We start from the raw sequence: 20,236 nt of genomic DNA on the forward strand, positions 1-20,236 counted from the left end.
TCGTTCAACCCGCTTTCGTCATGTATTATGATGGAATGAATTCCATCAATTATCATTTTAGCACAATAAGGATGGGGTTTTTGTTAAATAATTGTTAGGGGGACGGAGCGGGCGTTCCTTTTTACCAAAAAGGGGACAGAGCTGGTGATTTTGAACACCCGCTCCGTCCCCCTGCTTTTATTTCCCTACAAAAACCTGCACAAAATAAGTCCCATAACTTCCGCCTTCAGAATACCCAATGCCAACGTGTGTATATCCTGGATTTAGAATGTTGGCACGGTGTCCTTCGCTGTTCATCCATGCATTCATGGCGGATGAAGCTCCGCTTTGTCCTGCGGCTATGTTTTCTCCTGCAGATTTTCTTGTGATTCCTTTTTCGTCCATCATTTGAAAGATGGTTCCGTATTTAGGCGAGAAGTGATCAAAGTAATCGTTATCTCGCATATCAGCTGCTTTCAGATCAGCAAGTTCCTGTACGGCTGGGTCAAGCTTTAACGGAGCAAGTTCTTCAGCAGCGCGCTCTTTATTTATCAATGTCAGGATCTCGTTCACCATTTGAGGATCTTGTCCACCCGTGCTTGAATCGTCCTTCTGAATTTCACCGTATAATGTACGGTAAATGAACACCGCCATTTGTGCACGATTCACATGCGCTTCCGGATCAAAACGGTCAGGCGTTCTTCCGGTGGTGATCTCATTAGCTAATAGAGTACTGATATAGCCACGTGCCCAATGAGCACTCGTTACATCAGTAAATGTCTTACTCGATGTTCCCGTTAATTCAAATGCCTCTACCAAAATTTTAGACATCTGTGAACGTTTTAAAGGAGCCGCAGGATTAAATTTCTCTGCTTTCATAAATACACCCTCATCAACTAAAGCAGCAATATAATCATATCCACTAGTCGTTGGGGACACATCAGAAAATCCAGGGTCCGGTCGATTCTGTGTATCCAATTCAAGCGCCCTTCCAATCAGCATAGCAGCCTGACCACGCGTCACCTGACGCTCAGGTTTAAACGTTCCATCCTCAAACCCTCTGATAATCTCCTGATCTACCAGCGGCATAATATAATCATAAGCCCAATAAGACACTGTCACATCAGACAACCCGCCAAACGACTTCCCTTCCTTACCAGGCAAGAAACTAAGCACCATGACAAAACTCATCAACAATACAGCAAGCTTCTTCAAAGAAAAACAAACTCCCTTCTCATACAAAATCTCTACTTCAGTCATATTGTAAGGGAAACCAATGAGGAAAAAAGCAATATTTCGACAATAAATTTAAAAAGAACCTTTTGGACTAACGGTGAGGACGTTCAGCTAAAACTTTATTCATGTTAAGAAGAAGCTTTTATCATAGGCTGAGGGACAGAGCGCACGTTCTTTTTTTAAGACTCAGGGACAGAGTTTGCAGAAAGGAACACTCGCTCCGTCCCTTTCTTACATGCAATGACCGATTGATAAATATGAATAAATAAAAAGTACCTATATGAGCAAAAAATGTATTCAAAAACCTCAATCCTTTTTTATCTCGGGGACAGAGCATCCTGAAAAGAACATCGGCTCAGTCCCCATAAAAAAACGGAGTTGTGCAAAATGCACACCATCTCCGTCCCCTAATCAATATTTATTCATTCTCGTCTAAATCATCATCACCATCATCATCTTCTTTATCATCTTTATCATCTTCATCCATTTCGTACTTGATTCGGCTGCCATCAGCAAATTTTACATGTACTTCAAGCTCTTCGGGTGTGAATCCTAGTGTCGCAATGATGGATGTGGTTAGTTCTTCTTCTGTCGTTTCTGAAGTCAAATTCCACTCTTTGACATAGCTGCTTATTAATTCGACTGCTTCAAAATCCTTGTATTCCTGTTCTTCGATACTGTTTTCGATTTCAATTTTGGCTGATTCTTTTCCTTTTTTCAGCTTGTAAGAAAGTTCGAATTCGTCTTCTCCATTTTCGGCTTCTACTTTCAGATGCTGAATTCCATTCATTGATGAGCTATTATCTGGTAATGTCGTATATACTGAAGCTTCCTGTACAACATTGTCCAGGACATAGAGCTCAACGAAGTCACCCTGTCGAATCTGATCTGCAGCCATAAATCTGGTATCGTATTGTACTAGCAAGTTTTTATTTATTGAATAGCTCTGCGCCTCGCCTGTAAACGAGTTGACACTGATCAAACCATCTTCTCCATCAAAAGAAATGCTTTCAACCTGGCCATCAACTGTGACTGATCCATTTTCTTCCAACATATTCCCATAAGATCTATCTAAAACTGCAGCCATTTGTGCACGAGTAATTGTTTTATGCGGATTAAAATTCCCTTCAAGTGTTCCAGTGAAAATGCCATATTCCAATGCTACATTTACATAACCAATGGCTCCAGCCGGGATTTTATCCAAGTCATTAAAATCAGGCAATTCATTCATTGAAGCGAGGGCTTCATCCTCAAGTCCCAATGCTCTTACCAAAACACCTGAAACCCATAATCTTGTAGCAGGTTTATAAGGATTGACAACTGTTTCTTGCATTTCAAAAAGTCCGTTTTCAAGTGCTACAGCCACATACCCTTTGACGTTGTCCGGTAAAGCTTTTGCATCCTTGAATTGTAGTGTTATTTCATCTGGATTCATAGCCTTAGCTTCATCCTCAAGCCCTAATAACCTGACAGCAGTAATGATTGTCTGCATTCTCAGAACCGGTGCGTTAGGCTTAAATGTTCCATCTTCATATCCCTGAAAAATTCCCTTTTCCTTCATCCGTCCAATCGAATCCTTAACCCACTCAAGCTTTTCTGTATCCTTAAAATCAATACTAATCGTCTCCCGATCCTCTTCAGCGAAAACCGGAGCCTGATACAATCCAAAAACAAGTAAAGCAATCATAAACGAAACCAAAACTTTTTTCATCGAATACCTCCCCGAATGAATTTTTGAGACTTAAATCCTATTTTATATAAGGATAGTCACATTTATTAATTTAAAAAAGAGTATAAAGGAGTGTTTTTGATTAAGGAGTGCGGAGCGCCCGTTCCTTTTTTAATAAAAAGACAGAGCTGCTGTTTTGAAAGCCCGCTCCGTTCCCATTCTCATCTAACCCCACCAGCATATAGATAAAGTAGCAACATCACTAAAGAAAACATAATCGCTCCTAAGCTAACAGGTATCTTTATTTTCTTTGTCAATAACCAGTAAGCAACATAACAGATGATGCTCATAGCGGCCGTGAATGGAATGATAGTTAAGTATATGTACAGACTTATGATTACCGATTCCAATAGCGGTTGTTCCAGCCTGTCATTATTATGAAAATATGTAACCACTAAAAATTGATATACGAGCGAGCATAATAGAAAAATACCGGAAAACTTAAGTAACCTAATCACAGTTATCCCTTCTCACCAGTTAAATTCGATTCCATAATACTCCTTAATCACTTTGTTCAAAACCGGGTGTGACTTCGTATGGTCCAGCTCAATAGGAAGAAAATCATTTGATCAGTCGTTTTGTTTGACTGAAAATCCTGTATATGTAAGATTAACTGGATCATTGGACAAGATCACTGACCTGTGATGTTGAACACATTGCATAGCGATCTCACTGCGATTTCCCTCTTCATTCACAAAATAAAAAGCATAGTTTATTGGAATACCGGGCTGAATACTTGAAATTAAATCAGGTGAGGAAGTCGCATAATAACCTTCTTCATTGATAGAATAAGTAACATTCAATTCATCCTCAAATTCCGTGGGCTCAGCAGATGCCAAGTCATTTACCACAACGAATTCCCCGGAAAAATGCTCAGGTATCAAAAATGTCACCGTCCCCTCTCTTATCGGGTCCATCTCCGATAACAATTCATCTTCCTTCATCTCTACTTCCACTGCTTCTCCTTTTACTGAACTGTCATTACCATTCCCCAAAAACATATTCAAAGGAAAATACAATAAAATAAATGAAAAAGCAAAAATCAAAACACCAAATCCCAACAAAACATGCCAGAAATCAAACAACCTCTTCACAACAATCCCTCTTTTCCAAATTTCTCTTTTTATCGTAACATAACTGACATATAAACAGAAGATAGTTTGTGAAGTTTTTCACAATAAAGATAGTGGGGACGGAGCGCCCGTTCCTTTTTAGCAAGAAAGGGACAGAGATGGTGAAAAGACACACCCGCTCCGTCCCCCTCTTCAAAAATCACTCTTAAAAAAAGGCTGTAATTTCATCTCTTCTATGATCAATTTCATAGAAGTCACATGCCGAGAAGCTAATTCTTCATCAATGACTTTTATTAAATGGTCACGAAGCACTGGATCCAAAGTGTTCTCTGTTCGAGATGTTTGAATATAGTCCCTATCTATGTTCTTTAGAAAATCAAGAAGCTGAATATACACATTGGGAAATTCCTTTTTCAACCGGTCTCTATTTCGCAAAATACTCCCAACGTGTTGATCAAATTCATCATCCTTATAAATAACAAAACTGCATGTAGCATCCCAGTTTCCCATGAGAACTAAAAAAGCAGCAAAGGAGTATCTTCTTACTTCAATATCTGGATGATCAAAATATTCATAGTATTGTTTTTTCGGTAATGGATGTGGCGTATCAAAATATCCGATTGGAAAGCTATTCAATCCAATTTTAACCTCTTTTACAAAATTCTCTTCCATGATGTCCTCCTTCATATGTTCTAATTGGCTGGATCGCTTTGAAAGGATGATTAATTATTTGCCAAATTTTTATTCAAGTTTAACATTGTTTTAATTGTAACTTTTTTACTCTCTGAAGCAACTAATCGTTATACAAAACAACCAATATGTTTTAGAGGAGGAAAATCATGAAGTATATCCCCGCTTTATTCGCACTTTTTTTGCTGGCAGAATGCAGTCCAAAGTATATGGAACAGGATGATATAGTAAAAGAATCTGTTACACCGGACCAATCCCTTAACATCTATTTAGAAGAAAAATATGCGGACAGCTTCAACTGGTCTTTAAACGAAGGGGAAAAACACGAATTTACTGCTACTTCTGCAACTTACCCAGAACTAATCGAGTCCTATCAACAACTCGGCATTGATATACAATCATTTGCGGGTCAAACACTATACTCCCACTCATACCCCTTGAGCGAAACTTGCATCCAAAATAACGGAGACACACAAACCTTCTCACTCATCGTGTACGAAGACCAACAGGGAACCTATCTGGCAGACTTTATCCAGCACAACGATTCTGTACCTGGCGGGATTAAGACAGCAAGCGTGGAGGAGGTTATGACATCAATTGATTGCGAATAGGGGGACGGAGCCGGTGTTCCTTTTCACCAGCTCTGTCCCCCCTATATGAAAAAGAAACGCCCGCTCCGTCCCCCTATAAAACACCAAACATCCTAAACTGCCCAATCTCCTTCACTTTCCTCACTTTCACAGGAAGGGCTTTAAAAAACCGTTCGAGATATTCGTAGTCTTTATGGGTGACGGTGACTTGGGCTGGCATGGCGTTTTGTTCGATGACCATTTTACAGAAGGCGTCTTGCAGGGCAAGGGGTTTCGGGATGGGCCCGTATGTCTCGTTGACTAAAAACAGTCCGCTTTTTTTCGAATAGCCTGCAACGATCAGTCCGAAGAATGGTCGGTCACCACGTTTTTCGACGATTGGCTGCCTGGTGTAAGTCCCTCCAAATTCGATATGATCATCCACAATCGGGATCGACTGCAGCTGCTTAATGAGGAGTTCATTTTCAACACTTTGCTGTTCCTCTTCAAGCATCCGGTCAAACTCCGTAATTTCAACGCCGTGTTCTTCATAGAAACCATCGCCCGCCACACGAGTGTACATATAACCTGTTTCAAAAGGGGCGATGACTTCAAGGCCCTCACGAATTCTTTTCGTCACATCAAGCACGTGCCGCACAACAAATGTCACCAGGGACTCTTCATGCTCATTTATGTACCACGGAATATAGCCAGGCTCATAACTGCGGAACATCGGCCATCTCCCTTTTCCTCTAAAGGAAATGCCAGTATCTTTTACCAAACCATAATCAATCGGATCAAGGTCGTTACGATCGTTAAATGTTGCTGTAATCGCAAACTGCTTATACCTATAGTCCTCATCATCTTCTCTAAATAGCGAACTCAACGTGCGCCATCCCTCCATCGAAGGATAAATAGCAAGACCTTTTTCCATTCCTGCCGCACCCATGACAGAGACAAACACCATAAATCCCTGCTGATCAATTGCGAACACCTGATCAGAATGTAGCACTTCCCAAGGAGCAGCTTTATGTAAATCCTTCATCAGCTGAATGAGATCATAACTCGGCTCCATCACTTCTTCACCCTCTGTTTCAGGATCAAAAAAGGAATCGTAGCTGCCTAATGTTTGATGGTATCCCTGAGAAAACAAATCATTAATCTCTTTTAATAACTCATCATTTGGAATTCGCCCAGCATCATTTACTTCTCCCCTGGAATCCTCAGCTGGAGCTGTTCCCATCACTTCCAAACAATACGGCACCACTTTACTCTCATCATGATCATATATATGCTCAACCACAATCTCATGCGCCCAGTCATCACCAAAATCATAAATATAAACAGCGTGATCATTCACGCGATTTAACCAATCCCCAACAATTTCATCCTTTTCCTTAAGCTTAGAGGGATCCTCATACAAAGGATCATCGTCCTCCATCCCAATAGACCTTTCATTCTCCAGCCCATTAGATTGATAAATCATAAAATGATGCAAATGCGAATTCGTCCAATCAAACGCCACCTGCAACACCTCATGCAACTCAAGAAAACTCATCCGGTCATCAACACGAATCCTTCTCCAGACCGGTTTTTCTTCATATAGCAAAGTTACTTTTAGTTCTAGAATCATAGAGTTAGCCTCCTTTTTAGATTCATTATAACAGGGGGACGGAGCCGTTGTTCCTTTTCACCAGCTCTGTCCCCACTAATTCAAAAAGAACGGCCGCTCCGTCCCCCCAGTTTCTCTTGACCCTCACATTAATGTTACAGTTTAAAATAAATATACATTCTTATGAAAGAAGGCATATGTCATGAAGATTGGTGAATTATCAAGGCTGACAGGGGTGAGTGTCCGGTCTCTGAGGTATTATGAGGAGCAGGGAATATTGATGGCTACCCGGTTGGCTAATGGATATCGTGTTTTCAATTCATCGGCTGTGGAGCAGGTGAAAACGATCAGGTTTTATTTGGAGTTAGGGCTTTCTATTGAACAGATTTCAGGATTTTTGCATTGTGTTCTGCAAAATAGGGAGTCTTTTTGTAAGGAAGTGCTTCCGGTTTATGAACAAAAGCTTGAGGAGATTGATAAACAGATCGAAACGCTTCAAATGATCCGCTCTAATTTACTGGAACGCGTGGCAGCCTTTCAACATGAGAGTAATAATGAAACGGGGGAATAAAAATGTTAGAGCTAACTAAAGAATCATTTAACAACGAAGTGAAAAAAGACATCGTACTGGTCGATTTCGGTGCATCCTGGTGCCCTCCATGCCGCATGCAGGAACCGGTGTTAGAAGAGCTGTTAGAAGAACTAAGCGACAGGGTTTCGATCAACAAAGTCGACACCGACGCTCAACCTGAACTGGCCTCACAATTCAGCATTATGGGATTGCCCACTCTATTGTTATTTAAAAAAGGACAGCTTAAGGAAACCATGAGAGGGTTTCACACGAAGGAACAAATTTTGAGAAAGATTGAAGAGGTTTATTGAAAGAGGGGACGGAGCCGGTGTTCCTTTTCACCAGCTATGTCCCCCCTACATAAAAAAGGAACGGCCGCTCCGTCCCCCAGTCAATTCACATCATGCACCTTGTTTTTCTTCTTATACAAATCATCCAACGCCGGCTGAAGTAAAAACGGCGTTCCAAATGGTAAGATAGCTGTTTCGTAGATAACCCCACTGGTGATGACTATATCGATTTCTTCGGTGTCAGGGTTGTATCTTAAGGTTAGATTGAAGGTGTCTTCTCCTGCCTTGGTGTTGATGTCTCCTTTATAACTTCCTTCGTAGATGGTTGAGCCGTCATCGAGTTGGACTTTGTACATCTCTCCATTACCGTTCAGGTCGAAGTTTCCGTCTGTTGAAAGGATAGTCCCTTCCACTTCTGTTTCATAGAGGCTTCCATTCTGTGATTCAATTAGAGTAATAAAATTGTTAAATTCAATTTCCAATTGAGTTCCTTCTAAATCTGTTCCCAGTTTCTCATCATTTTTTTCTGACAGGAGAGGACTGTTATCGAGAACCATCTGGAGATATTCCATATTTAAGTCGAGTTCAAATTGCATTTTCTCTGTAGCGGATTCAAGTACTGCAGCTTCATCAGAAGACGCCTCTTTCACTTCACTTTCCGACAATTCGCCCGAGCATCCCGCAAGCAGCATAGCCAGCACAGAACCACACACAATCTTCTTAGATTTCATCACTTTTCCCTCCATTTATCTCAGTAAAATCACACAAATGATATAGCTCCATTATACTCTAATAAAGGAAAAAATTATCATTTGACTTAAAAACCAATAGTGAATACACCACTTTTATGTAAATATATACATTCGCCAGCGCGTATCCTATCCATTATTTTAAATGACAAAACATTTCTACCAGGCAGAATATCGATACATAAATCATTATTTATTATCTTTTATTGTAAAAAAGAGCTATTCTATTTTATAGGTATTATGTCTTAAAAAATTTACAAGGAGGAGTTATGATGAAAAATCCGGGTATCGCAGCACTTCTTAGTTTCTTTTGGACGGGTCTTGGACAAATTTATAATGGTCATATTATGAAAGGCGTCCTCATGATCGGGCTTCAGATTGTTAATGCACTATTATTCTTTTTGCTTATTGGGTTTATTACTTATCCGATCGTCTGGGTTTGGGGACTCTATGATGCTTATAAGAGCGCTGAGAGAATTAATCAGGAACAAACGAGGCTTCAGAATACAACGGCTATTTAAGAAAAAAAGAGAGCAGTTCACAATGTGCTGTTCTCTTTTTTCTATACAATCATTTAAGAACGATTTGACCAAATTATGTGTTGAATGATTCAAGTTTTAAAAAACTTCATACTCCACTATTTTTTCATTTGATAGTCCGAACACTCGTATAACCCGACACACAACTCCTGTAAATTAAATGCACACAAATGGTCGTCAATACAAAATCAGTAACGGGCGAATCGGTTTTCATAAAAATCGCAAGGGCATAAAAAATAGTAGCAGAAAGAAAGATGGTCATTCCTACGTGTAAGAAAGTCATATAAGTGCGATCCATTAGCACTTCCCCCTAAATAATATAATTGATTTCAGACTACATCTCTTTTATAACTTTTATCGAAAAACTTTTATCCCATAAAATTCCAACACATACCGAGGCACAAAGAATCTCGCCGTCTTTAGCGGATCCACAATCTGGCTCACCTGAACCTGCCCGGTTGCGCTCATCAGCATGGTCAGCTCGGAAAGCGTTAAATCAGTATGTGGTTGAAGATAATCAATCATCAGTTCAACAGCCGTATCTGCCGCTTCATCCAGCGTTTCTTTAGAGACAAGCACAGAAAGACCTTCTTCGTTTTCTAAAAACGGATAAGAAATCTCGGTACCTTTTATCACTTCAACCGTAATTTTGACCTTTGCCTGAATTTCAATCCCTGAAACGCTGATCTCACCGTCACCCATTGCGGCATGCAGGTCACCTAGTGACAGCAGCGCTCCTTCATGGAAAACCGGGAAATAAAGTGTCGCCCCAGTCGTTACTTCCTTCGTATCCATATTTCCACCATGGGCGCCCGGCGTCCCGCATGAAATGCCTTCATTTTCAGGCGCCACTCCAATCACACCAATCATCGGGTTCAGCGGCAATACCAACCGGTCATTAAAAACCGCTTTTCCATCCTGAATCGGAATGATCTTCACCTGAAAATCCTCCATCCGGTGGCCCATCACACCAAGCCCCGGACCCGTCACCATCACACCGCGATCGCCAAGCTCAATATCATCGATCCGGACCTTCAGAATATCTCCCTTCTGCGCACCCTCCACAAAAATCGGACCCGTCGCAGGATTCACCTTATCCCAGTCAATCGCATTAAAATCCGTCATCTCCGACTTAATCTGATTCTCAAAACAGTCATATGTATCAATTTCAATCTGATCGCTAGACCTAACCGTGAGCACAGGCGCATTGCTTTTATCCATTTTATAAACGAAATGCTCCCTCGCAAGATGTTTTGTCATGTGAATCACTCCTTTTAAGAGTAGTTTACAGGAAAAGAGGAGGATTTTGAAATTTCTGATTTTAAGTCAGGGACGGAGCGGGTGTTCCTTTTTTGCATACCTTTCCCCTTTTGATCAACAATATTAATAGGGACAGAGCCCGGCAAATGGCACACCCGCTCCGTCCCCCTTCATCATTCTCCAAAAAGGCTGCTAAAATACCAACTCTGTCCCGCACTCACAAAATTGACCTTACCATCCTTATCAAGAAATTCCACATAATAAGGAAAGCCATCATAGACAAATCTTGAGTAATGCATTTCGCCTGACATATCCGTTAATTTGGTGTAAATTTGAATGTCTTCCCCAATCACACTCTCCAGTTGCTCCACAGTAAGGTCATCATTCCCATTTAGCAGGACATGAGTAATGATCTCGTTATCACTTCTGTAGAGAAGCGTAAACCCATCGTAAAAACGTGCCGAACTGCCAGTTACATATCCTTTTTCCCCCTCACCTGCTTTTTCAATTGCTGTTTCAAGTGAGTCTCCTAAAAGAATACCTGTCTGAAAAAATGCTGAGAATAAATTTTTGAATCCTTCATTATTTGTCAAAGTTTTACCATCAAATAAATTGATCTCATCACTGATGTTTGCCAACTGATCGCCCTGTAGCACGTAGCTTGTATCCGGCACTTCGTTATCATTCAATAAAATATCCAGACTGTCTTCCGTTACTCGATAGTCTGCTTGCTTCCCACCTGTGTCAATTCCCTCAAATCGATAAGCTTCTATTACTTTAAAAGCACTATCCTGATCTGAAAAACGAAGAAGTCTGAATGTATCTCCTGCTGCATCCATTTCGCCCTCATAGACAGTCGTCACCGCTGCCATTTGTCCGACAGTATCGTTTACCATTATTCCACTGAACCCTGTCGCCTCGACCTCATCAACGTATACAACTTCCCACTCACTGCCAGTCATTGCCCCTACCAGTAAATGTGTAGACGTTCCAATAACCATCTCATCCGTGCCATCCTGATTAAAATCCACCGCTTCTTCAAAAACAGCCCCACCATCAGCTGTCCACTTTGAATGCCACGCTGTAGACTCTTCAGGTACAACTGCTTCATCTGCTTTTGAAACTTCAATGCCAGTTTCCTTCGAAACATTAGATTCATCCGAACTATCATTTCCTTTCGAAGCATCCACTTTTTTCGTTTCATTCACCTCCTCAACCTCAGCTGCTTTCACCTCTTCCTTTTCGACCGGCTTAGCCTGATCATCCGAACACGCCGCCAAAGCAAGCGCTGCCGTCATAAACCATACATATCTTTTCATAAAAAATGCCTCCTGAACTCTAGTTGAAATTTTTCTAAATAAAACCTAAAATATAAATAATTACTATCGAAACGTTCCAGTAATATAGACGTAACATAATTGTAATAGTTACAACATGTTTCAAAAAAATTCAGGGGGAAAATTCATGGGGACGGAGCGCGTGTTCCTTTTATAAAAAAAGGGACAGTGCACGTGAAAAGAATCACGCGCTCCGTCCCCCCTCAAAAGGAGTATCATATGAAAAAATCAGTCCGAATTGTATTGAGTATTTCACTAGTGTTAAACGTCTTTTTTGCTTACAAGTGGTATGAACAAAGTCAATCTGTCAAAAATATTTATTATGATGTACTTAACAAAACGATTCGTGTTTCGTCTTTTTTAACGAATGAGAATCCTGATTTGGAGGAGAATAAAGATATCCTGTTTCGTTACTTTTCAGAGGCAACACACTCAGTGGAGATTGCAATAGGGATGGATCAGAATGGAGAAAATGTGCCTGTAAGTTATGACGAAGCTTATGAAATGAAGTCTTTTAACGAGGTACTTGAAATAAAATACCTTCCCTTTTTCGAAAGGATCAAGCATTCTGATGAACCACCCTCTCAGGAAGACATAGAGATTTATAACGAACTTATTTCCAAGCTTGAAAAAGCCGATTTTCCAAACTCCCTGATCACCGATGACCTTTGGGATGACTATATGAAAGCAGTCAGGGAATTCGTAGATTTGGAGGGAAGATAAGAAGCAGGGGGACGGAGCGGGCGTTCCTTTTTAGCAGACCTGTCCCCTCTTAATTAACAATTTCAATGGGGACAGAGCAAAGCAAAAAGAACACCAGCTCCGTCCCCCTAGAACATAATTGGCATTAAATCCGCCTTCAAAAACAAAGGGTGCCTTGGATGCTTTCCATTCTTTGTTTTCTTTATGCAGTGTGGGTCAGAATCTTTAAAGAGCCTGAGTATTTCTCTATTACGATTTAAGATACTTCCGTGTTTTTCTCCCCATGCAAGGATGGTAAGGTCTGAATGTTGAATTTCGCGCATGATGTAACGGTCATTTTCAGGGCCGACCGGGTCCTCATGCAGTTTTAAGTTGCTCGGGTCTGTTGAAATCAACGCAAACAAATTCACAACAGAAAAGCCTCCATAGCCCCAATTACGCGCAAATGTAGCGCACCGATCAAGTGTAGGATCACAAATTTTCTGATCAGCGACACTTGGATTCAGCATCACAAACATTACTGATCCGGCTTGCTCATTCCATCTACACTTTAAAAGGTACCTATACTTTCTGCTTTGTTCATCATTCGTATCAAAGATTGCTTCAACAACTTCATCACTTCTCCATAACCTGTTTGGCATATAACCTCATCCCCTTTTTATAAGTTCCAGGGACAGAGCTCTTCAAAAAGAACACCCGCTCCGTCCCCCTATTTCCCATCCATTACCGCTTTATCAATCAACTCCGATAAAGGATCCACTTCGACAATAAGTAAGCTATACAAAGCTCGTGTTAAGACCATGTAGAGCAGTTTTGAGAAGTATTGGTTGTTTGGATAGTCGATGTCTGATGGGTTGTAGACGATGACGTGGTTGAATTCCAGGCCTTTTACTTGGTGGGCTGGGATGATTGTAATGTTGGCATCGTCCAGACTTGTTTCGTTTTTTGTGATGACTTTTGTTTTGAATTTTCCTATTTTATTTACTACATTTTTTATGGTTTCCGCTTCTTGTACTGAATTGGTGATGATCGCCACTGATTCTTTGTTTTTGTTCCACTTTTCCAAATATTCTTGAGAGATTTGTTTCCAATTAAATGTTAAAGATTCATCTAAATCAAATTGGACGTGAACTGGCTTTACTCCTGTCTCTAACACACCAACACCTTTAAACTCAGGATCGATTAGGCAGCTGGTGGCAAGATCCATAATTTCTTTAGATGAGCGATAATTATAATCGAGTCTGATAAGTTCCGAATCAAAAATGGATGTGATGTGATCCCATGAATCCAATCCCCGCTGAAGATAGATTTGCTGATTTAAATCCCCTACAATTGTAAAGCTCGCGTTTTTATAGATCTTCTTTAAAATCACGTACTGTATATAATTTAAATCCTGGGCTTCGTCAATAAAAACATGATTATAGTCTGATCGCACAGATACAGAATCAATTAAATGTGATAAATAAACAAGCGCTGGTATGTCCTCTTCGAACCATTTTTCCTGCTGATGATTTAATCGGTCCAGCTCAGTGCCGCCAAACATATTTGACGTCTTTAAAAAGCTCTTATAAACCTTATCAGTTTTCGTTTTATGATTTCTGAATTCGATTGTGAAGAGCTGTGAAATCATCGCTGCTTTTTCTTTATCTATTTGATGAAGAATTTGATCAACATATTGTATGGTTCGATCAATCATCATATTAAACGAAACACCCTCAAGCTTTTGAAAAATATTCATCATCAGCTTCTCAGATAAAACAGGATGTATGTGTGCGTAACTCTTTTTAAATATTTGCAATTTCAGCGAATTGACATAGCTTTCGATTGATTCTATATAGGCTAATGACCCTTTATGCATAAACCATTTCGCATAAAGATTCCGCTTTGTTTCATCTAATGTACTGGTAAAATGATAAGTCAAATCGTCTTTAATTTTTGACTCCGCAATCTTTATTCCTTTTGGAGAAAGGTTGAAAAACAGATCCTGTACAGAGGTGAACTCAACTTTATTTAGGTTTAAATTAGGAACAAGGTTTTTGATATAATCGAGAAATAAATTGTTCGGGCAAACGGCTAGGATTTTTGATTGACGATTATTTTTCTCAAGCTGGTAAATCAGGTATGACAGCCTTTGCAGCCCCATCGTTGTTTTTCCTGACCCCGATACTCCCTGAACCAAAACATTTTGATTGCCGGGTGTTCTAATGATTTCATTCTGCATTTGATCGATGGTTTCAAAAACAGGCATCAGTTTTTTTGCATTCCTGTTTACCAGATGATTTTGAAGGAAGTCACTGGATATGTAATGATTAAACGCTTTAAGTAAATCTGATTGCTTTGAATCTAAATGCAGGATTTCAAAATCACTGAAATCAATCAAACACCCATTTTGTATATTGAAATTTCGAATATTGAGCAGTTTAATATTCCTACCGTCCTTCATTTCAAAGTTCGGAATTTTTTTATAAAAAAGATCCCCATACTCAGAAGCCCATGAAATAACTAAATTTCGCTCATTGTGATAAATGTCTGCCTCACCGATATAATACTCCTGTTTAATATCTCCTTCTTCTACATAAATCTTTCCGAAATAAGGCTGATCTTTTAAACTCTCAAGACGTTTGATTTTTTGAGGAAATGTTTTCTTTGCTTCAAGCGCTTTCATTTTCTTGACCTCAAAATCCCAGCTATTAAACAGATCGCCTACAGCATAAACATTTGGACTTTGCTCTTCATACTCTTTATTCAAATCATTAATACTCTCAACCAAGGCACTCGAAACCTTATCAAAATAATCCTGTTCAAGCTGCAGCTGACCATCCAATAGTCTCACCTCTATCAAGAAAATTACATGTTATATAGACTATTATACACATAAAAATGAGAACTTGACGGTGTTAATGAATTTTTTTCCAAAGAAAAACTGAATATAAAAACTCTATCACCAATTAGATTCGTTGATCTAACTCAGGTGATAGAGCTGAATTTGTTTACTTCTTATAATTTGGCGCCATTTTTAATACATCGATTATAAACTTAGCGAATTCTTCATTATTTAACCAGTCAATTTTTTCATCAAATTGCGGAACTGCGTGATCAAATAAATATTCCCAATCGTAATTGATTTCAGCAAGGTCATTCGAGTTCGCAATTTCCATCCTGTTTTCTCTCATTAAAATCCTATATTTATAGGGCCATAAAGGAGCGCCTACTTTATGCTCCTGCATAATAAAGTGTTCAGACTGCTTGATATTCTTCCACCAACTTAATCCTCCAAGTGTTGAAATAGGTTTTCTGAATGCCATTTAGTTTTCCTCCTAGTGTTTGGGGGTCGGAGCGCCTGTTCCTTTTTAGACAATAGGGACAGAGCCCGTAAAAAGGAACACCCGCTCCGTCCCCCATTATTTTAACCTACCTTCTTCCGTTCCTCCTGCCATCTAACAATCTTATTTTCGACCCAATCTATATTGTGACACTTGATCTTAAAGTCTTCTGCCTGAGCTAGTGCATTTTTTGTATAACCTGAGGTTGTGATAAATGTTGCCAGTATGCATTTATGGTTACGTTTTGCTGCATGCAGCTCTCTGATTTTTTCGACTCCAATTCGATTTCCTGAACCTATGTAATGTTTTATTTGGATTGCTTCCTGGGCTTTGTCACGTGGGTGATAGATGATCAGATCCACACCACCATCTGCACCTTTTCCTGTTTCTCTTGGTTTATATCCTTTTGCTTCATAATAAAGAAAACATAGTCTCTCAAATTCTCTCCATGAGAGGTTCTCTAACTTTGAAGCAATAATCTCACGGTCGGACCTCAATTGATTGGTTGATTGTTTTTGTTGTGATCTTGATGAACTTCCCGATCTTTTCCGGTTCGATTTTTCTTTAGCAGGAAGAATAGAATAAACAATTCTATCTACAAAAGGAGTAGACAAAATTAACCCCATCAAAAGATAGATATTACTGCTATCTAATATAATCCAATAAACATATAACCCTACCAATAAATAAATCATCGATATTGTATTTGATATATTTTTTCTTTGTTTCTTTAACATAATGTATCCTTTCCATCCATTCCTGATTTATTCAGACCATGCATAACCCTATGCAGTTGCGCCGCGCTCATATTCTAGGATGACTTCAAGGTATGTTCCCTGCTTAATTAAATCTATGATTTCATAATTTCTTACCAGATGAGCTACTTTTACTTCCCGAGCCGTGACAGCTGCTCCGTATTTTATTAAATAGGCTAAAATATATTTATTTTCTTTCAGAATGGCTAACTCCACGGCAGATTCTCCCGATACGGTACGGGGATTCACAGGGCACAAATCATTTTTCAGGCAATATTTGACCCCTTCAACATTGTCATTCACGATATGATCGAGCAGTCTCTCACTGCTAATCACCCGTTCTTTTTCTTTTTCCTTTTTACTTCTATAAATTGTAATGAGAATTCCTAAAATGATGACAATTGGCCATTTAAATGTCTCTAAAGTTTGCGAAAACACTTGATATTCATAAAAATTCAAGTAAAAACCTCCTTTAAGAATAGGGGAACGGAGCGCCTGTTCATTTTCAGAAAAAAGGGACAGAGCCCGGCAAAAGGCACACCCGCTCCGTCCCCTGTTTCCCCCTGTTTCAAGCGCTTCTCACCTATTAAACTGCACGTTCCAACCCGGTGCGTACTTCAAAATAAGGGCTTTTTCCAATGCTTTTACCGTTTGTACATCCTCACTGGAATTCCCTACAACAAGAATTGAAATCTGTGCATGATCAGCATTTTCGTTCATTAAACTGCCTGATCTGTGAGTTCTTGCGCTGTCACTGTTTCTGTTATAATCGCGGAGTCTTTTTCTGAACCCTCCATTACTGTGCTCAATCGCTCGACCAATATATTGAACTTTCCCGTTAACTTCCGCTTTATAAATGCCGATATCTTTGTTATATTTTTGAAGTTGTTCCGTGGAAAGATCCCGTAGATTACCCAAACGTCTCCACCTAGATTCCCATTGTTTAAGGGTATAGCCTCCAAATGTCACTTCTCCAGCAGCGTTTACAGTTACCTGCTCATTTACTGCACCACCACTATATGCTTTTACCTTTTGCTGCTCCAGGCGTCTTCTTGCCTCCTGAACCTTATTGGCATATTCAGGATCATCCATTCTATTAGATTTTGCAGCTTGGTTTAATTGTGATTCATATTGTTTTAGTGTTCGTGCATTCTGCTTTTGTACTTGAGCCTGCTTTTTCATTCCCTCTTCAAGCAAAGCAGCTCCAATTTGCCCTATAGCCTTCCAAAAACTCATGACATTAACCCCCCTTATTGTATAACTAAGTAGCACTTTATAAATACAAATACCCAATACTATAATATCACTAATATGGAATTTACGTGTTATTTTTCGGATCTGTTCTTACCCCTATAAAACCATCCATAAAAAAAGACCCTGCAACTGATGAAGTTGTTAGGATCTTACTTTTAAATTTGTCCAGTTCTTGTAGCAATAATTGGTCGAAAGCGTCACCTGTTTTGCGTTGAAACGTCTCCTCTGTCTCATCCTAAACTCGGGGGACACACCTGACAAAAAGGCACACCCGCTCCGTCCCCATCAAATTTTACAATTTTTACATCCCTTCTCCCTTTATTTCCTATATAATAAAAAAGTGAGTGTAAAAATCTCGCAATCTATCTATGTTCAAAGGAGAGAGTCTATTGTTCAAAAAGGTTGGTAAGAGGTTAGTTGGCGTGGCACTCAGTGCAACAGTTGCCCTTGGGGTTGTTTTGGTTCCGGCGGGTGAGACTGGTTATGCGCAGGGGGAGAATGTTCAGGTTCAGCTTTTGGGGGTAAATGATTTACACGGTTTTTATACGAGTACATATACCGAAATGGTGGATGGTGTAGAAACAGAGATTGGGCGCATGGATTATTTGGCGACTCATATGAAAAACAGGGAAGCAGAAAATCCGAATACGCTTCTTGTTCATTCTGGCGATATGATTGGTGGAAGTCCGTTGGTTTCTGCAGCGTTTCAGGATGAGCCGATCGTTGAAGTCATGAATGCAATGGGCTTTGATTTTGGTACTGCGGGCAACCATGAGTTTGATGAAGGAATTGCTGAATACCTTCGTATGGTAAAGGGTGGCGATCATCCTGAAGGAAAAGGCAGTGAAGGATACGCCGGCATGGACTTCCCTAATGTCTTAGCGAATGCGATTGATTCGTCAACTGGCGAGTTGTTACTTGAACCTTATGCGATCACTGAAATTGAAGGCCAAAAAGTAGGGTTTATCGGGGTTGCTACGACTGAGACACCAAGCATCGTTGTGAGACAGGGAAATGAAAACCTTGAAATCACAGATGAAGTAGAAGCAATCAATAAGTATACGGAAGAATTGAAGGAACAAGGCGTTCAATCGATTATTGTCCTTGCACATAACCCTGTGAATCAGGAAGGTGAAGGCGGCGCAGGATCAGCTGATGAAATCGCAAGAAATATTGATGCTGAAGTTGATATTATTCTGGCTGGCCATAACCACCAGGCAGTCAATCGTACGGTAAACGATATTTTAATTGTACAAGCCTATGAATATGGTAAAGCGTTTGTGGATGTAGATTTTGAAATTGACCCTGCCACTGGGGATATTGTGTCTAAAGAAGCAGAGATTGTCTATAACGTGCAGGAAGGCATTGAAGCAGATCCTGAAGTTAGCGCGATTATCGACAAATACGAAGCCCAGGTAGAAGACGTTCGTGCTCAGTATGCAGGCGATGCACCATTTACGATTACGGGTGGTTATGGATCACGCGGGCCAATTGGTGATAATGGGCTTGGTAATCTGATTGCTGATGGTATGGCATGGGAAATGGATGCAGACTTTGCCATGATGAATGGCGGCGGAATCAGAGAAAGCCTGTATGAAGGTGAGATCACGTACGGCGATTTATTTGATATCCAGCCGTTTGGCAATACGTTAACTAAATTTACGATTAAAGGCGAGGATCTCGTCACTGTTTTAAATACGCAATTGAGCGATAAATATGGTCCGGATTTTTCAATTTCAGGCTTTACTTATACGTGGGATGGAGAGTCAAACACGATTGATACGTTATATGATTATAATGGGAATCCGCTAGACCTCAATGAAGAGTACACGGTAGTCGTCAACAATTATATGTACGGACGTGAAGCACATCGTATGGAAGAATTCACAATCGGTGAGCCTGAAATCGGTCTTGTTGATGTAGATGCTTCATTTGAGTATATTCAATCATTTGACGGCCCTGTTGAAGCATATGCAGAAGGCAGATACCAGGAAGTAAGGTCTATTTTCAATGATGTCCCTACAAGCCACTGGGCAAATCCGTTTGTCGCTGACTTATTTGCAGACAACATTGTAAAAGGAACTACACCTGCTACGTTTTCACCGAATAAGTCTTTAACGCGCGCGCAATTCGCGTCCATGCTCGTTCGATCTCTTGAGTTAGAAGCTGAAGGAACATCACCATTTACAGACACAACAAGCCTGGCAGCTGAAACGCAAAATGAAATCACTGCTGCTTATGAGAACGGATTAATCAAGGGTACATCCGCTACAACATTTAAGCCGAATAAAGCCATTACACGCGGCCAAATGGTCACCATGCTCAAGCGTGCATTCGAGCTTGAAACAGGTGAGCAGATCATCGTTTCAGAAAACGACATGTTCACTGACCTAGGTAACCTTGATGAAGAAGCACGTGCTGCCGTTCAATGGGCTTCAGATTATGGCATTGTCATGGGTTATGATGATCAGTTCAAGCCTTGGGCAACTGCTACAAGAGCACAGAGTTCGAAGGTTCTTTCTATTAATAACTATATCATTCGATAAGCTTTGTTCATTTGGAAAACTG

General features: G+C 40.1%; 20 protein-coding genes. 6 read left to right on the top strand and 14 right to left on the bottom strand.

What is annotated here, in order from left to right:
- Positions 1-177 precede the first annotated feature (177 nt).
- The 4 genes from H7968_RS00850 to H7968_RS00865 all read right to left on the bottom strand — a co-directional run bounded on the left by H7968_RS00850 (position 178) and on the right by H7968_RS00865 (position 4,689).
- Positions 178-1,194, bottom strand: coding sequence for an S-layer homology domain-containing protein (locus H7968_RS00850; protein ID WP_227394367.1), 1,017 nt, complete (start codon positions 1,192-1,194; stop codon positions 178-180).
- A 439-nt stretch (positions 1,195-1,633) separates the two neighbouring features.
- Positions 1,634-2,926: an S-layer homology domain-containing protein gene (locus H7968_RS00855; RefSeq protein WP_227394368.1), complete on the bottom strand. Its 1,293-nt coding sequence runs from the start codon at positions 2,924-2,926 to the stop codon at positions 1,634-1,636.
- Between the two features lie 587 nt (positions 2,927-3,513).
- The gene (locus H7968_RS00860) at positions 3,514-4,029 is read right to left on the bottom strand and encodes a DUF6843 domain-containing protein (protein WP_227394369.1); all 516 of its coding nucleotides are present in this window, start codon (positions 4,027-4,029) and stop codon (positions 3,514-3,516) included.
- A gap of 180 nt (positions 4,030-4,209) precedes the next feature.
- Positions 4,210-4,689, bottom strand: a complete 480-nt coding sequence (locus tag H7968_RS00865) for a hypothetical protein (protein ID WP_227394370.1) — start codon at positions 4,687-4,689, stop codon at positions 4,210-4,212.
- A 167-nt stretch (positions 4,690-4,856) separates the two neighbouring features.
- On the opposite strand from H7968_RS00865, the gene H7968_RS00870 reads away from it, so the two are divergent.
- Positions 4,857-5,318, top strand: a complete 462-nt coding sequence (locus H7968_RS00870; protein WP_227394371.1) for a hypothetical protein — start codon at positions 4,857-4,859, stop codon at positions 5,316-5,318.
- Positions 5,319-5,391: 73 nt separating this feature from the next.
- Here the strand turns inward: H7968_RS00870 and H7968_RS00875 are convergent, their stop codons facing one another.
- On the bottom strand, positions 5,392-6,909 hold the full coding sequence (locus tag H7968_RS00875; RefSeq protein ID WP_227394372.1) for a plasmid pRiA4b ORF-3 family protein: 1,518 nt from the start codon (positions 6,907-6,909) through the stop codon (positions 5,392-5,394).
- Positions 6,910-7,090: 181 nt separating this feature from the next.
- Here H7968_RS00875 and H7968_RS00880 point away from each other — a divergent pair, with 181 nt between their 5' ends.
- Complete coding sequence (locus tag H7968_RS00880) at positions 7,091-7,459, top strand: MerR family transcriptional regulator (RefSeq protein ID WP_227394373.1); 369 nt, start codon at positions 7,091-7,093, stop codon at positions 7,457-7,459.
- Between the two features lie 2 nt (positions 7,460-7,461).
- Positions 7,462-7,770 carry a thioredoxin gene (trxA, locus tag H7968_RS00885; RefSeq protein WP_227394374.1) on the top strand — a complete coding sequence of 103 codons (309 nt, stop codon included), beginning with the start codon at positions 7,462-7,464 and terminating at the stop codon, positions 7,768-7,770.
- A gap of 80 nt (positions 7,771-7,850) precedes the next feature.
- Here trxA and H7968_RS00890 read toward each other — a convergent pair whose 3' ends face one another.
- A complete protein-coding gene (locus tag H7968_RS00890; RefSeq protein WP_227394375.1) occupies positions 7,851-8,480 on the bottom strand; it encodes a hypothetical protein in 630 nt (209 codons plus the stop codon).
- 287 nt (positions 8,481-8,767) lie between these two features.
- Here H7968_RS00890 and H7968_RS00895 point away from each other — a divergent pair, with 287 nt between their 5' ends.
- Positions 8,768-9,019, top strand: coding sequence for a hypothetical protein (locus tag H7968_RS00895; protein ID WP_227394376.1), 252 nt, complete (start codon positions 8,768-8,770; stop codon positions 9,017-9,019).
- Positions 9,020-9,391: 372 nt separating this feature from the next.
- Here H7968_RS00895 and H7968_RS00900 read toward each other — a convergent pair whose 3' ends face one another.
- Both H7968_RS00900 and H7968_RS00905 read right to left on the bottom strand, forming a co-directional pair.
- On the bottom strand, positions 9,392-10,297 hold the full coding sequence (locus tag H7968_RS00900) for an acetamidase/formamidase family protein (RefSeq protein WP_227394377.1): 906 nt from the start codon (positions 10,295-10,297) through the stop codon (positions 9,392-9,394).
- 173 nt (positions 10,298-10,470) lie between these two features.
- Entirely contained in the window at positions 10,471-11,616 is a 1,146-nt protein-coding gene (locus tag H7968_RS00905; protein WP_227394378.1) for a hypothetical protein, read from the bottom strand.
- Between the two features lie 237 nt (positions 11,617-11,853).
- Here H7968_RS00905 and H7968_RS00910 point away from each other — a divergent pair, with 237 nt between their 5' ends.
- Positions 11,854-12,357, top strand: coding sequence for a hypothetical protein (locus tag H7968_RS00910; RefSeq protein ID WP_227394379.1), 504 nt, complete (start codon positions 11,854-11,856; stop codon positions 12,355-12,357).
- Positions 12,358-12,464: 107 nt separating this feature from the next.
- On the opposite strand, the gene H7968_RS00915 is transcribed toward H7968_RS00910, so the two are convergent.
- The 6 genes from H7968_RS00915 to H7968_RS00940 form a co-directional block, all read right to left on the bottom strand.
- Positions 12,465-12,977 (bottom strand): DUF1643 domain-containing protein, encoded by a 513-nt coding sequence (locus tag H7968_RS00915; protein WP_227394380.1) that lies wholly within the window; start codon positions 12,975-12,977, stop codon positions 12,465-12,467.
- A 68-nt stretch (positions 12,978-13,045) separates the two neighbouring features.
- Complete coding sequence (locus H7968_RS00920; RefSeq protein WP_227394381.1) at positions 13,046-15,160, bottom strand: UvrD-helicase domain-containing protein; 2,115 nt, start codon at positions 15,158-15,160, stop codon at positions 13,046-13,048.
- A 166-nt stretch (positions 15,161-15,326) separates the two neighbouring features.
- Positions 15,327-15,641: a hypothetical protein gene (locus H7968_RS00925; protein WP_227394382.1), complete on the bottom strand. Its 315-nt coding sequence runs from the start codon at positions 15,639-15,641 to the stop codon at positions 15,327-15,329.
- A gap of 101 nt (positions 15,642-15,742) precedes the next feature.
- Entirely contained in the window at positions 15,743-16,396 is a 654-nt protein-coding gene (locus H7968_RS00930; protein ID WP_227394383.1) for a restriction endonuclease, read from the bottom strand.
- A 48-nt stretch (positions 16,397-16,444) separates the two neighbouring features.
- Positions 16,445-16,873: a hypothetical protein gene (locus tag H7968_RS00935; RefSeq protein ID WP_227394384.1), complete on the bottom strand. Its 429-nt coding sequence runs from the start codon at positions 16,871-16,873 to the stop codon at positions 16,445-16,447.
- A gap of 120 nt (positions 16,874-16,993) precedes the next feature.
- The gene (locus tag H7968_RS00940; RefSeq protein WP_227394385.1) at positions 16,994-17,650 is read right to left on the bottom strand and encodes a GIY-YIG nuclease family protein; all 657 of its coding nucleotides are present in this window, start codon (positions 17,648-17,650) and stop codon (positions 16,994-16,996) included.
- 407 nt (positions 17,651-18,057) lie between these two features.
- Between H7968_RS00940 and H7968_RS00945 the strand changes: the two genes are divergently transcribed.
- On the top strand, positions 18,058-20,214 hold the full coding sequence (locus H7968_RS00945; protein ID WP_227394386.1) for an S-layer homology domain-containing protein: 2,157 nt from the start codon (positions 18,058-18,060) through the stop codon (positions 20,212-20,214).
- Positions 20,215-20,236: the final 22 nt, after the last annotated feature.

This window comes from Jeotgalibacillus aurantiacus (genome assembly GCF_020595125.1).
In the GTDB taxonomy this organism is placed as follows: Bacteria; Bacillota; Bacilli; order Bacillales; family Jeotgalibacillaceae; genus Jeotgalibacillus; species Jeotgalibacillus aurantiacus.

Excerpts from the sequence above, each read along its gene's own strand:
- H7968_RS00890 (WP_227394375.1), bottom strand. The coding sequence starts at position 8,480 with ATGAAATCTAAGAAGATTGTGTGTGGTTCTGTGCTGGCTATGCTGCTT.
- H7968_RS00865 (WP_227394370.1), bottom strand. The coding sequence starts at position 4,689 with ATGGAAGAGAATTTTGTAAAAGAGGTTAAAATTGGATTGAATAGCTTT.
- H7968_RS00895 (WP_227394376.1), top strand. The coding sequence starts at position 8,768 with ATGATGAAAAATCCGGGTATCGCAGCACTTCTTAGTTTCTTTTGGACG.
- H7968_RS00875 (WP_227394372.1), bottom strand. The coding sequence starts at position 6,909 with ATGATTCTAGAACTAAAAGTAACTTTGCTATATGAAGAAAAACCGGTC.
- H7968_RS00915 (WP_227394380.1), bottom strand. The coding sequence starts at position 12,977 with ATGCCAAACAGGTTATGGAGAAGTGATGAAGTTGTTGAAGCAATCTTT.
- H7968_RS00930 (WP_227394383.1), bottom strand. The coding sequence starts at position 16,396 with ATGTTAAAGAAACAAAGAAAAAATATATCAAATACAATATCGATGATT.
- H7968_RS00855 (WP_227394368.1), bottom strand. The coding sequence starts at position 2,926 with ATGAAAAAAGTTTTGGTTTCGTTTATGATTGCTTTACTTGTTTTTGGA.
- trxA (WP_227394374.1), top strand. The coding sequence starts at position 7,462 with ATGTTAGAGCTAACTAAAGAATCATTTAACAACGAAGTGAAAAAAGAC.
- H7968_RS00905 (WP_227394378.1), bottom strand. The coding sequence starts at position 11,616 with ATGAAAAGATATGTATGGTTTATGACGGCAGCGCTTGCTTTGGCGGCG.
- H7968_RS00870 (WP_227394371.1), top strand. The coding sequence starts at position 4,857 with ATGAAGTATATCCCCGCTTTATTCGCACTTTTTTTGCTGGCAGAATGC.
- H7968_RS00880 (WP_227394373.1), top strand. The coding sequence starts at position 7,091 with ATGAAGATTGGTGAATTATCAAGGCTGACAGGGGTGAGTGTCCGGTCT.
- H7968_RS00940 (WP_227394385.1), bottom strand. The coding sequence starts at position 17,650 with ATGAGTTTTTGGAAGGCTATAGGGCAAATTGGAGCTGCTTTGCTTGAA.
- H7968_RS00900 (WP_227394377.1), bottom strand. The coding sequence starts at position 10,297 with ATGACAAAACATCTTGCGAGGGAGCATTTCGTTTATAAAATGGATAAA.
- H7968_RS00925 (WP_227394382.1), bottom strand. The coding sequence starts at position 15,641 with ATGGCATTCAGAAAACCTATTTCAACACTTGGAGGATTAAGTTGGTGG.
- H7968_RS00910 (WP_227394379.1), top strand. The coding sequence starts at position 11,854 with ATGAAAAAATCAGTCCGAATTGTATTGAGTATTTCACTAGTGTTAAAC.